Here is a 12,682-nt window from a genome sequence, read left to right as displayed (position 1 = left end):
GTTAAAATTTATAAGGATTACATGAAAAGCGTGATTGTCTGGCAATCTAAAAGACGATGTCATGCCACATTGAAACTAATTAAATAAAAAGAGGTGCCTATTTTGCTAAAAAATTTCTCACCGGATAAAATGTTAACATCGCCATTTGGTATCACCGCGGACCAATTGCGGAAAATGGGGAAAACAACGGTATTAACAGATTTAGACAATACGTTACTCGCTTGGGATCAATTGGATGCGACCGATGAAATTTACAACTGGTTCCGCATACTAGAGGAAGAGGGCATCAAGGTGATGATCGTATCAAATAATAATGAAGAGCGCGTGAAGCGTGTGGCTGTTGCGACAAAAATTCCATACTTGGCAAAAGCGAAAAAACCGCTAGCCGCTTCGTTTCAAAAAGCGTTGGCTGATCTTGGCTCAACACCAGAAGAAACGGTGATGATTGGCGATCAAATCATGACGGACATCTTCGGGGGCAACCGCCAAAAATTAACGACTGTTTTTGTGCGCCCAGTAAAAGATACGGACGGCTTTGCCACGAAGTTTAACCGTTTTATGGAACGCATTATTTTAAAAAGACTAGCTAAAAAATCAGAATTAAAATGGGAGGACTCTCTGTGACCGAAGAACTAAGATGTATTGGCTGTGGAGCCGTTATTCAAACAACTGACAAAACCCAACCTGGCTATGCGCCAGAGTCTAGCTTGGAAAAAGAAGATATTATTTGCCAGCGTTGTTTCCGATTAAAACATTATAATGAAATTCAAGATGTTCCGCTGACGGATGATGACTTTTTGAAAATCTTGAATCAATTAGGCACGAAGCAAGCCTTGATTGTCTATGTTGTCGATATTTTCGACTTTGATGGCAGTTGGTTGCCAGGTTTGCATCGCTTTGTCGGCAATAACCCGGTGCTACTTGTCGGAAATAAAGCCGATTTGCTACCAAAATCATTGAAACGCGAACGCTTGACGCAGTGGATGCGCGGTCGTGCCCGTGAGCTCGGATTAGCACCAACCGATTGCGTGTTAGTAAGCGCTGAAAAAGGACAATCCTTCGACGTTCTACTTGAAAAAATAGAAGAAGAACGCGCAGGACGCGACGTCTTTGTTGTTGGCTGTACAAACGTTGGGAAATCAACGCTTATCAACCGAATTATTAAAGTCGCGACCGGTGAAAATGATGTGATTACGACATCACAATTCCCTGGTACAACACTTGATAAGATTGAAATTCCGCTTTCAGATGGCAGCGTTCTTGTCGATACACCAGGAATTATCAATCATCACCAAATCGCGCATGTTATCGATGCTAAAACGCTGAAACTTGTCTCACCGAAGAAAGAAATCAAACCTGTGACTTACCAATTAAACGAAGAACAAACGTTATTCTTCGGCGCATTGGCGCGCTTTGATTACACAAGTGGTGGCAGACGCTCATTCGTCGTTTATACATCGAACAATTTGATGATCCACCGCACGAAGCTTGAAAAAGCCGACAATCTATACGAAACACAAGCTGGAAAACTATTACAACCGCCAGGCGAAGCGGATATCGAGACATTACCGAAATTAGTGCCATATCAGTTTTCAGTCAAGGAAAAGGCGGATATTGTGTTCTCGGGACTTGGTTGGATCACTGTTTTAGAAGGTGGCGCGAAAGTGACTGCTTGGGTTCCGGAAGGCGTGAGCGTAACCATTCGCCGCTCAATTGTGTAGTTAGGAGGCGAACTTACGAATGAAAGAATTATATTGCGTTATCGGCAATCCAATCGCACACTCGCTGTCTCCTGTGATGCACACGGCTTTACTGGAGCAGAATCATCTAAATGCGAGTTATGTTCCGTTTTTAATAGAAAAGCAGAATTTTAAACCTGCGATAGAAGGCATGAAAGCGTTAGGAGTTAGCGGATTCAATGTTACAAGTCCGTTTAAAGAGGTTGTCTTGCCGTTTCTAGATGCGCTTGATTCTGAGGCTAAAGCTTGCGGTGCTGTGAATACGGTTGTTGCAAGAAATGGGCGCTGGATTGGCTATAACACAGATGGCGTGGGTTTTTTGCAAGGCTTAGAAAGCATTCGAAAGATTACCGAAACCGATCAGATTTTGATTCTGGGAGCAGGCGGTGCTAGTAAAGCGATTTTTCACGCCCTCATGCACCATACCAATGCGAAGGTGACCGTTGCCAATCGAACGTTTGAAAAAGCTGTCAAAATGGTTGCAGGAACGGCGCATAGAGCTATTAGTTTAGCAGAAGCCGAGTCGCAAATTACCGATTTCACTATTGTTATCCAAACAACATCATCCGGACTTACAAAAGAAAATGAAGCTTTACCAATCAGATTACATGATGTAACCGCGGGTACAATCGTGTCTGACATCATCTACAATCCTGCTGAAACGCCATTTTTAAAAGAGGCAAAAGCATATGGAGCCGTCACGCAGAATGGCTTACCAATGTTTGTTAACCAAGCTGCGATTGCGTTCGAATTATGGACAGGAATCGAAGCAGACCGTGATCTCATGCGAAACATTGTATTGAAACAATTAGGAGGAAAATAATGCTAACAAATGTACAAAAGCGTTTTTTACGCAAGGAAGCTCACGATATCGATGCTATTTTTCAAGTTGGAAAAGGCGGCGTATCACCGAATTTAATTAAACATGTTGCAGAAGCTATCGAAGTTCGCGAACTAATCAAGATTTCGATTCTACAAAACTGCGACCGACCGAAAGAAGAAGTAGCAGAAATGATTAGTTCCCGTTCTGGCTCAGAGCTTGTGCAAGTTATTGGTCGCACCATCATTCTCTACAAAGAGTCACAAAATAAGAAACAAATCCAATTGCCATAAGAAGGTGTATCTGATTTGAAAGTAAAAATCGGTATTTTAGGTGGCACATTTGATCCGCCACATCATGCCCATTTAATTATTGCCAACGAATCGCGCATTAAGCTTGGTCTTGAAAAAATTATTTTCTTGCCCAATGCTGTTCCGCCTCATAAAAAAGAAAGTGGTCTGGCGAGCAACGCAGATCGTCTAAAAATGATCGAACTCGCCATCGCTGACAATCCTTTTTTTGAAGTGGATGATCGTGAAATGCACCGCTCTGGCAAGTCTTACACGTATGATACGATGATTGAAATGACAAAGGAGTTTCCAAATGCCGCTTTTTCCTTTATAATTGGCGGAGACATGGTTGAATATTTGCCGAAGTGGTATCATATTAATGAACTGATAAAACTTGTGAACTTTGTTGGCGTCAATCGACCACGTTACGACGGGGATGCGCCTTATGACATAGAAGAAATAGAGGTTCCAGCATTGGATATCTCATCTTCCATGTTGCGAGAACGTTTGGCAGCAGGATTACCAATCGATTATTACGTTCCGAATGAGGTAAGCGAGTATATAAAGGAGCATCATTTATATGAAAAGAGAAGAAATCTTGGAAGCAGTCAAGGAAGCGATGCCTGAAAAACGCTTTATCCACACACTTGGCGTTGAAAAAACAGCACTTGAGCTTGCCGATCATTACAAAGTGGACCGGAACCAAGTAAGTCTTGCAGCGCTGTTACATGACTACGCGAAATATGCGGATAAAGAAGAAATGATGGCCGTCATGGTTGAACAGAAAATGGACCCGAAACTATTCACCTACAATCAAGAACTGTGGCACGCTCCAGTAGGTGCCTATTTTGCAGAAACCAAGTTTGGCGTGAAAGATGAAGCCGTTTTGAAAGCTATTGCTTGCCATACAACAGGAAATGCCGCGATGAGCACGATGGATAAAATCATCTATCTGGCCGACTACACAGAGCCAAATCGTTCCTTTCCAGGTGTTTATAAGGCTCGCCGCTTGTCTTTTGACTCTTTAGATAAGGCCATGTTATTTGCCCTGTCAAACACCATTACATTTTTAATTACGAAAAGACAACCTATTTTTCCAGATACATTCGATGCTTACAACTATTTTGCACGTTTACAAATTGAAGGTGAGGTATAACTATTGAAAAGTCATGATTTATTAATGTTAACCGCAAAAGCAGCGGACGATAAACGCGCAGAGGACATTCTAGCGCTGAATATGCAAGGACTATCCGCATTTGCCGATTATTTCGTCATTTGCCATGGTAATTCCGACAAACAAGTACAAGCTATTGCGCAAGAAATCAAAGAACAAGCCCACAAAAACGAAGTAGAAGTGAAACGCTTAGAAGGCTTCGATGCTGCCAAATGGGTATTACTAGATTTAGGCGACGTCATCGTTCACGTTTTCCACAAAGATGAACGTAGCTACTATAATCTTGAAAAACTATGGGGAGATGCGCCACTAGAAGACGTGCGCGCAGCATTCACTGTATAAAAATAAAAGAGGGGCTTTCACAGGCTCCTTTTTTCGTGGAAGAGGGACAACGATTATGAGTTATGAATATTTTCCGAATTTCTATGATGCGCTCATGGACGAGGAGCTATACGACAACTGGTTTTCTTTTGCAACGCCCTATTTACCAGGAAAGCACGGAAAAGTGCTTGACGTAGCTTGTGGGACCGCTGAGCTTGCCGTACGCTTGGCCAAACGTGGCTTTGAAGTTACAGGTGTCGATTTATCGGAGGAAATGTTGAGTGTCGCCAGCGAAAAAGCGTTCCATGAAGAAGTCTCGCTATTATTGCTACAACAAGATATGTCAGAGATGGAGAAACTAGACACATTTGATTTGGTCACCTGTTTTTGCGATTCGCTTAATTATTTAGAGACGGAAGAAGCCGTACACGGTACATTACGCAGTGTCTATGAAAATCTGAAAACAGATGGCATATTCCTATTCGATGTTCATTCTATTTACAAAATGGACGAGCTTTTCAAAGATTATAGCTACGGCGATAGTGATGAAGAAATTTCGTGCATTTGGAACTCATTTGAGGGCGAATTCCCGCATTCTGTAGAACATGAATTAACCTTCTTCAAACAAGGCCCAGACGGTAGTTACGATCGCTATGACGAGCTACATAAAGAACGGACATACCCAATCGAATGGTACAAAAAAGCAATACAAGCAGCAGGATTTCGTAAAATAAAAATTTGCGCTGATTTTACGGATTTTGAGCCTACTGAAACGAGCGAAAGAATCTTTTTCATATGCGAGAAATGACTTTTTACCGTCATTTCTCTTTTTTTTTATGTTTTCACAGTATCAGAAGAGATAAAGGAGAAAGCACAAAGAGGGCGAATACTAATACTAAAGGCAGGTGATAAAGCATGTTAGAGAAATGGCAAGCATATAAGAAATACATTATTGGTGCGGCGATTTTACTTGCAGCCATAGGTTTCTTCTTTTTTACGCAAAAACAAGAAGAATCAGTGGTTCCAACAACTGCAATCGCGAAAGAAGAGCCAGTAAAGAGCACGACAAAAGAGCAAGAAGTAGTCTCGACTAAGTCCCTCATTGTGGATGTGAAAGGCGCAGTGAACAAGCCCGGTGTCTATGAACTCGCGCCTGACAGCCGTGTGAAGGATGCTATTTTAAAGGCAGGAGGACTCTCATCAGAAGCAGATGTAAAGTTGCTGAACATGGCACAAAAAGTGACGGATGAGATGGTTATTTATGCTGGAAAAGTAGGTGAGGAAGGTTTAGCGCCAGTTGCGACAGCAGGTGCGGAGGCGGGAAGTACTGACAGCTCGAAGGTTAACATCAATACAGCAGATGTCACGACTTTGCAAACTATCCCTGGAATCGGAGCCGTGAAAGCCCAAGCCATCGTGGATTATCGCGAAAAAGAAGGGCTATTTACAACGATTGCTGACCTTTCAAAAGTATCAGGAATTGGCGCTAAAACAGTGGAACGATTAACGGAACATATTACAGTGGAGTAATAAGCTATTGACGAAGCGAATTCGAAAAGCATATACTAAAAGCATCAACTTCTTAAAAGGAGCGACAAATATGCAAAGAATAGCTTGGGATCAATTCTTTTTGGCGCAAAGCCATTTAATATCTTCTAGGAGCACGTGTACACGTCTTATGGTTGGAGCAACGATTGTTCGAGATAAACGTATTATTGCAGGTGGTTATAACGGTTCGATTGCTGGTGGTGACCACTGTGATGAAGAAGGATGTTATGTTGTAGAAGGGCATTGCATACGCACGATTCATGCTGAAATGAATGCTATTTTACAATGTGCCAAATTCGGAGCCTCCACAGATAATGCCGAAATGTATGTGACGCATTTTCCATGTATTGCATGCTGTAAATCGATTATTCAGGCGGGAATTAAAACGGTTTATTACGCAAAGGATTATAAAAATCACTCCTATGCGATGGAGCTTTTTGAACGTGCAGACGTGATTATCAAGAAAGTTCCTTTTGACGAACACGTGCTAAACAATACAGCTCAAATCGAACAGACAGTGATTCAAACGGTACAAGAAGTGCTGCAAAAAGAAGCGGTACCAGAAGAAACGATTGCCCACCTAGAAGATAAATTACGACAACAGTTTTTAAAATAAAGTGAGGTGAGGACTATAGAGCGTCTTTTTTTTGACGATCACTGTAGCCATTATTCTCGCTGTAATATGTGTCTTTATTTCAATGAAAATCTTTCTGTTACTTGGTATTTTACTTATTGTAGCGTTCGTATTCAAAAGGACTCGATTCGTCGTTTTTTTTCAGCCTGACCATTGTAGCAGGAGGATTTTTCTGGTTTTTTGATAATCAAAATCACTCCGTGTTCCAAGCGGGTGAATTAGAAGGAACCGTTACCATAAATGATGGTATTGTCATCGATGGAGATGCCTTTCGAGCGCAAGTTTTGTACCAAGGAGAGCGCTTTCAGTTGAGCTATAAGCTTGCGAGTGAACAAGAACAAAAACAATTTATGAGCTTAAATTATGGAGATCAACTAAACGTAAGTGGTGAGTTAGAAGCACCAGAAAAGAACCGCAATAAAGACCAATTTAACTATCAAGATTTTTTGTATCGAAAGCAAGTGCATTGGCTGTTAAAGGCAAGTTCTGTGCAATTATTATCGGAAAATAGTGCTTCGTGGTTGCACAGTTTAAAGAATTTCCGGAAATCCCAACTTAAAAAAATTGACGAAACACTAGATTCACAAATCGCGCCATATGTGGCCTCGCTAATTTATGGAGATCGCACTACCGTGGAGACTTCGGTTTACGAAAGCTATCAACGCCTTGGTGTCGTTCATTTATTAGCCATATCAGGTCTACATGTTAATTTAATTATTTCTGGCTTTTTGTTGTTATTTAGGCGTATGGGATTTCAAATCGAGAAAACCGCAATAGTCATGATTTGTTTATTGCCACTTTACTGTGTGATGACCGGGGCAAACGCACCCGTCGTTCGAGCCGCCATCATGACAATCTGTTTAATGATAGGTAGACTATCGCCAGTTCGTGTGACATCTCTCCAAGCCCTCTGTTTTAGCTTCCTTTTTGTATTCCTTTTTAATCCCTACTGTGTCTTCGAAATTGGTTTTCAACTCTCTTATGCGGTCTCGTTCGCTATCATCCTATCGGGACGGAAAATCATGCGAAAAGTATCTTCTAATTTATTAAGCTCTCTTTATATTTCACTCATATCCACCATCTCAGGAATCGCAGTTATGAGTTATCACTTCTATGAATTTTCCATCGTCGGCGTGTTTCTAAACGTTCTTTATGTACCGCTATTCACGTTTATACTATTGCCATTAAGTTTTTTATCTATCTTTTTCCTAAATCTAGCGCCTATCCTTCTAGCCATCCCGTCAACGATTATGAAAATAGCTGTAAATATTTCAGAAGCACTTGCGACCTTATTGCAAGAAATACCGTTTACGACTTGGGTAACAGGGAGACCAACACCCATTTTATTGGTGATAATTCTCTTATTTACTCTTTATTTTTTCTATTGTTGGGAGAAAACGGGAAAAATTTATCGTTACTTAATCCCAATCTGCTTATGTCTGGTTATAGGGACAATAAATTTCACAGGAAAAGTATCTATTATTGATGTTGGGCAAGGAGATAGCATCCTCATTCAACTACCTTGGAATAAAGGAACCTATGTAATAGATGTCGGTGGACAAATGGCTTTTGACAAAGAGAAATGGGCAGAACGAAAAGCACCATTTTCTGTGGGTAAGAATATCGTGACGCCTGTTTTAAAAGCCAAGGGTATTTCAAAAGTAGACAAATTAATTGTGACACATAGTGATGCAGATCATATGGAAGGTCTTATCGATGTTGGCAAATCGATTCAAATCAAAGAACTAATTTATGCAGAGGGTGGCGAAACAAAAAGCATCATGAAAAAAGCATTGCAAGCCCTTCCTGATGTGCCCACAAAAACGATACTTGCTGGCTACAGTTGGGCAAAAGGCGATGCCACTTTCCAAGTCCTTAGTCCAACTGAAAGAGGAGAAGGTGGCAACAATGACTCCATCGTTATTTCCGCGGTACTGGATAAGAAAAGGTGGTTATTTACAGGAGATATCGAAAAAGAAACAGAACAAGCTCTACTTGAAAACCCCCTGATAAAAACAGATATTCTAAAAGTGGGGCATCACGGCAGTAAAACATCTACGACACCTGCATTTATAGACAAGGTACAGCCCACCATATCGCTTATTTCTTGCGGGGTTGATAATCGTTTTGGGCATCCTCGAAAAGAGACGCTAGATACATTAGAAGCTGCAGATAGCACGATTTACCGCACAGATAAGAAAGGAGAAATAACCTATACCTTTTCAGAAGGATTTACCTTTGAGCTAGAATGATATTTCCACTTGCACAAAGCTCGTTCTTGATTTACGATAGGATAGAGATATGTCGGAAGGTGAGGGCGATTCATGATTTCAGAATGGGAAAAAATAGAGAAGAAGCGATTTGCACCGATTTACCTTATTATCGGGACAGAGGATTATATTATCAATGAAACGAAGAAAAGGCTTGTTGCAGGGATTTTAGACAGAGAAGACACCGATTTTAATTATGCTAATTTTGATTTGGATGAAACGGCGATTGAGCAAGTTGTAGAAGAAGCAGAAACGATTCCGTTCTTCGGCGACCGTCGATTGATCATCGCCTCCAATCCAACTTTTTTAACAACAGAGAAAACAAAAAGTAAAATCGAACATCGAACGGCACGCTTAGAAGACTATTTAAACGTGCCTGTGGACTACTCTATTTTGGTTTTCATAGCGAGAGTAGAAAAACTAGATGAACGAAAAAAAACTGACAAAGCTCATAAAAAAAACAAGCGACAATAATCGATGCGAAACGTCCAAATGAAGCAGAGTTGCGTAAATGGCTACAGGGCGTGAGTGATGCCAATGAGTTTCAAATGGACAATACGACAACAGATCGACTAATAGAATTAACAGGTGGGCAACTCACAACAGCCATGAATGAATTAGACAAGCTGATGCTCTATAAGCTAGAAGAGCGAGCAATCTATACACCGGACGTGGAGAGCCTTGTAGTGCGCTCATTAGAACAGAATATATTCTTGCTACTAGACAAAATGATAGCCTTAGATATCAGCGGAGCGCTAAGTATCTATTACGATTTACTTAAACAAAAAGAAGAACCAATCAAAATATTGGCCCTCATCGCAAGTCAGTTCCGTCTACTGACTCAAATTAAATTACTAGAAAAACAAGGATTCAGCCAGCAACAAGTAGCTCAAAAATTAAAAGTCCATCCATTCCGTGTTAAAATAGGCGCAAGACAAGCCAAAAGCTTTTCTTATCAAGAATTAACAATGACCTTAGAAAAACTAGCCCAAATGGATTTCGAAATGAAAACTGGCTACGGCGACAAAGCCCAAAAACTAGAATGGTTCCTCTTCTCCCTACAAGACCAAAGAAAAATCCAGCGAATGAATTAGGTGTCTATAATTTGTTAGCGGGTTCGAGGATAACTTCTGAAAATATTTAAGACAATTTTATGTTGTTCTTTATTCACTTTGAATGTTTTGTCTTTTGTGTAGGACGTAGAACATGGCACAATACAAATTGAGCGAAAGCGTTTGTATTCATCTTTTACGGTGGAAGCCGGAAGCGGAGCATGCTTGCGTATGTGATGACTGAAAACAGGGAGGGAGTAGTTTCCCTGACCATGTAAGAAGTTAAGCGTAGCTGTTTTGCGAAGTAGAACTGGATGAGGGATTAACCGCTCACTGCGTTCGCGCTTATATTGGGACTGTAACTCATTTTATTTCGAACAGTCCCAACAATGCGAACGCTTGCCGCCAATTTACAGCGCGTAAGATCTATTTCAAAGGATGCAAAAAAACATCACACGGGTGTGCGATGTTTCTGCGATTAAGAATCGTATTATTTAGCTAATTTTTTAGCTAAGCGAGATTTATTGCGTGCTGCGTTGTTTTTGTGAAGTAGACCTTTGCTTACCGCGCTGTCTAATTTTTTACTAGCTTCAACATATAGATCTTTCGCGTTGTCTGCATTGTTTTCTGCAGCTTGTTCGAATTTTTTTAACAGCTGTACGCATTGCAGTACGTTGAGATGTGTTACGGCTATTGCGAGTTTCAGTTGTTTTTACACGTTTGATTGCTGATTTAATATTTGGCATTTCATTCACCTCCGCCCAAAATTATGAGGTAGTATCTTTTATATATACCATACCCTTCAAAATTACACTAGAACAAATGTTATTATACCTAAACACAGCGGATATTGCAATATTACTTTACTAATTTATTTATTTTTTCACGAAAAAAGTCGGAAGTGATTGAAAATAGCGAGCTCTACTGATATAATCTATCTTAGCTTGCCATCGTTTTAATAAGATGAGTTCGAATTCGGGAGCTGGAGAAATGAAGAAAGAAGAAATGCTAGAAAGACAAAAGAAAATAAGAAATTTTTCGATAATAGCGCATATTGACCATGGTAAATCAACGCTTGCCGATCGTATTCTTGAAATGACCAACGCATTGACACATCGTGAAATGAAGGCGCAATTATTGGATTCGATGGATTTGGAGCGTGAGCGTGGTATTACTATCAAGTTGAACGCTGTGGAATTGTCGTATAATGCCAAAGATGGCGAAACATATATTTTTCACTTGATTGATACGCCAGGACATGTCGATTTCACGTATGAAGTTTCGCGTAGCTTGGCAGCATGTGAAGGTGCTATTCTAGTTGTGGATGCAGCACAAGGTATTGAGGCGCAAACGCTAGCCAATGTTTATTTGGCGCTAGATAATGATTTAGAAATTATGCCTGTTATTAATAAAATTGATCTCCCGGCGGCGGAACCAGAGCGTGTTCGTGCTGAAATTGAGGATGTTATCGGACTCGATGCATCGGATGCAGTTCTTGCTTCTGCCAAATCTGGGATCGGTATTGAAGATATTTTGGAACAGGTGGTTGCGAAGATTCCTGCGCCGACTGGAGACATTGATGGTCCGCTAAAAGCATTGATTTTCGATTCTGTTTTTGATGCGTATCGCGGGGTTATTGCGAATATTCGGATTATGCAAGGAGTGGTGAAGGCCGGGGACAAGATTCGAATGATGGCTAATGGTCGTGAATTTGAAGTGACGGAAGTGGGCGTATTTACACCGAAATCAACGCCTAGAGACCAGCTGATGGTTGGGGATGTTGGCTATTTAACTGCCGCGATTAAAAATGTGAGCGATACGAGTGTGGGGGATACGATTACCCTTGCGAATAACCCTGCAGCGGAAGCTTTACCAGGATATCGTAAGTTGAATCCAATGGTTTATTGTGGCTTATATCCGATTGATTCAGCAAAATATAATGATTTACGTGATGCGCTTGAAAAACTGGAATTAAATGATTCTGCACTTCAATATGAGGCAGAAACTTCACAGGCTCTTGGTTTTGGTTTCCGTTGTGGATTCTTAGGTCTGCTTCATATGGAAATCATTCAGGAGCGTATCGAACGTGAATTTAATATTGATTTGATTACGACGGCTCCAAGTGTAATTTATCATGTAAACTTGACGGACGGTTCTAAAGTCGTTGTTGATAATCCTGCTGAAATGCCAGAGCAAGGGGTGATTGATTCCGTTGAGGAGCCTTATGTGAAAGCAACGATTATGGTGCCAAATGATTATGTAGGTGCTGTAATGGAGCTTGCGCAAAACAAACGAGGAAATTTCATGACGATGGAGTATTTAGATGATATTCGTGTGAGTGTTATTTATGAAATGCCACTTTCAGAGATTGTCTATGACTTTTTTGATCAATTGAAATCGGGTACGAAGGGCTATGCTTCGTTTGACTACGAGTTAATTGGATATCGTGAGTCGAAACTTGTGAAGATGGATATTGTGTTAAATAATGAGAAAGTCGATGCGCTTAGCTTTATTGTCCATCGTGACTTCTCCTATGAACGTGGAAAAATCATCGTGGAGAAACTGAAAGAATTGATTCCAAGACAACAATTTGAAGTGCCAATTCAAGCTGCGATTAGTACGAAGATTGTTGCGCGTTCAACGATTAAGGCGCTACGAAAAAACGTACTTGCTAAGTGTTACGGTGGGGACGTGTCGCGGAAACGGAAACTTTTAGAGAAGCAAAAAGAAGGTAAGAAACGTATGAAGTCCATCGGTTCGGTAGATGTGCCGCAAGAGGCTTTCATGGCGATCTTGAAAATGGATGATAAATAAAGAATTGGTGGGAAAAGCGA

General features: G+C 40.8%; 11 protein-coding genes and 3 pseudogenes. 13 read left to right on the top strand and 1 reads right to left on the bottom strand.

The genetic code is table 11. From position 1 onward, the window contains the following. The first annotated feature begins 102 nt into the window (after window positions 1–102). The 12 genes and pseudogenes from PCORN_RS13745 (at window position 103) to holA (ending at window position 9,890) form a co-directional block, all read left to right on the top strand. Window positions 103–624, top strand: a complete 522-nt coding sequence (locus tag PCORN_RS13745; RefSeq protein WP_036081702.1) for a YqeG family HAD IIIA-type phosphatase — start codon at window positions 103–105, stop codon at window positions 622–624. Then, a complete protein-coding gene (gene yqeH / locus PCORN_RS13740) occupies window positions 621–1,721 on the top strand; it encodes a ribosome biogenesis GTPase YqeH (RefSeq protein WP_036081700.1) in 1,101 nt (366 codons plus the stop codon). The genes PCORN_RS13745 and yqeH overlap by 4 nt, the downstream gene beginning before the upstream one ends. A gap of 19 nt (window positions 1,722–1,740) precedes the next feature. After that, complete coding sequence (aroE, locus tag PCORN_RS13735) at window positions 1,741–2,562, top strand: shikimate dehydrogenase (protein WP_036081698.1); 822 nt, start codon at window positions 1,741–1,743, stop codon at window positions 2,560–2,562. Further along, window positions 2,562–2,852, top strand: coding sequence for a ribosome assembly RNA-binding protein YhbY (gene yhbY, locus PCORN_RS13730; protein ID WP_036081696.1), 291 nt, complete (start codon window positions 2,562–2,564; stop codon window positions 2,850–2,852). The genes aroE and yhbY overlap by 1 nt, the downstream gene beginning before the upstream one ends. A 15-nt stretch (window positions 2,853–2,867) precedes the next feature. After that, a complete protein-coding gene (locus tag PCORN_RS13725; protein WP_051999489.1) occupies window positions 2,868–3,476 on the top strand; it encodes a nicotinate-nucleotide adenylyltransferase in 609 nt (202 codons plus the stop codon). Beyond that, window positions 3,430–4,005, top strand: coding sequence for a bis(5'-nucleosyl)-tetraphosphatase (symmetrical) YqeK (gene yqeK / locus PCORN_RS13720; protein WP_036081695.1), 576 nt, complete (start codon window positions 3,430–3,432; stop codon window positions 4,003–4,005). The genes PCORN_RS13725 and yqeK overlap by 47 nt, the downstream gene beginning before the upstream one ends. 3 nt (window positions 4,006–4,008) lie before the next feature. Further along, window positions 4,009–4,365, top strand: a complete 357-nt coding sequence (gene rsfS / locus PCORN_RS13715; protein ID WP_036081693.1) for a ribosome silencing factor — start codon at window positions 4,009–4,011, stop codon at window positions 4,363–4,365. A gap of 55 nt (window positions 4,366–4,420) precedes the next feature. Next, window positions 4,421–5,152 carry a class I SAM-dependent DNA methyltransferase gene (locus PCORN_RS13710; protein ID WP_036081691.1) on the top strand — a complete coding sequence of 244 codons (732 nt, stop codon included), beginning with the start codon at window positions 4,421–4,423 and terminating at the stop codon, window positions 5,150–5,152. A gap of 107 nt (window positions 5,153–5,259) precedes the next feature. Next, window positions 5,260–5,874 (top strand): ComEA family DNA-binding protein, encoded by a 615-nt coding sequence (locus PCORN_RS13705; protein WP_036081689.1) that lies wholly within the window; start codon window positions 5,260–5,262, stop codon window positions 5,872–5,874. A 70-nt stretch (window positions 5,875–5,944) separates the two neighbouring features. Then, window positions 5,945–6,383 (top strand): annotated as a pseudogene (locus PCORN_RS13700) (ComE operon protein 2); the annotation flags it as partial. Window positions 6,384–6,672: 289 nt separating this feature from the next. Then, window positions 6,673–8,778 carry a DNA internalization-related competence protein ComEC/Rec2 gene (locus PCORN_RS13695; protein WP_338151784.1) on the top strand — a complete coding sequence of 702 codons (2,106 nt, stop codon included), beginning with the start codon at window positions 6,673–6,675 and terminating at the stop codon, window positions 8,776–8,778. Between the two features lie 72 nt (window positions 8,779–8,850). Further along, a pseudogene (gene holA, locus PCORN_RS13690) lies at window positions 8,851–9,890 on the top strand (DNA polymerase III subunit delta). A gap of 448 nt (window positions 9,891–10,338) precedes the next feature. Here holA and rpsT read toward each other — a convergent pair. Then, window positions 10,339–10,594: pseudogene (rpsT, locus tag PCORN_RS18655) on the bottom strand (30S ribosomal protein S20). 244 nt (window positions 10,595–10,838) lie between these two features. Here rpsT and lepA point away from each other — a divergent pair. Next, complete coding sequence (gene lepA, locus PCORN_RS13685) at window positions 10,839–12,662, top strand: translation elongation factor 4 (protein WP_036081687.1); 1,824 nt, start codon at window positions 10,839–10,841, stop codon at window positions 12,660–12,662. Window positions 12,663–12,682 lie beyond the last annotated feature (20 nt).

It is taken from the genome of Listeria cornellensis FSL F6-0969 (assembly GCF_000525855.1).
In the GTDB taxonomy this organism is placed as follows: Bacteria; Bacillota; Bacilli; order Lactobacillales; family Listeriaceae; genus Listeria_A; species Listeria_A cornellensis.
Note: the sequence above shows the minus strand (reverse complement) of the source record. Positions and strands in the feature narration are given on the sequence as shown.

Bases quoted from the DNA above. Each gene is read 5' to 3' on its own strand.
- aroE (WP_036081698.1), top strand. From the start codon at position 1,741: ATGAAAGAATTATATTGCGTTATCGGCAATCCAATCGCACACTCGCTG.
- yqeK (WP_036081695.1), top strand. From the start codon at position 3,430: ATGAAAAGAGAAGAAATCTTGGAAGCAGTCAAGGAAGCGATGCCTGAA.
- lepA (WP_036081687.1), top strand. From the start codon at position 10,839: ATGAAGAAAGAAGAAATGCTAGAAAGACAAAAGAAAATAAGAAATTTT.
- yhbY (WP_036081696.1), top strand. From the start codon at position 2,562: ATGCTAACAAATGTACAAAAGCGTTTTTTACGCAAGGAAGCTCACGAT.
- PCORN_RS13710 (WP_036081691.1), top strand. From the start codon at position 4,421: ATGAGTTATGAATATTTTCCGAATTTCTATGATGCGCTCATGGACGAG.
- PCORN_RS13705 (WP_036081689.1), top strand. From the start codon at position 5,260: ATGTTAGAGAAATGGCAAGCATATAAGAAATACATTATTGGTGCGGCG.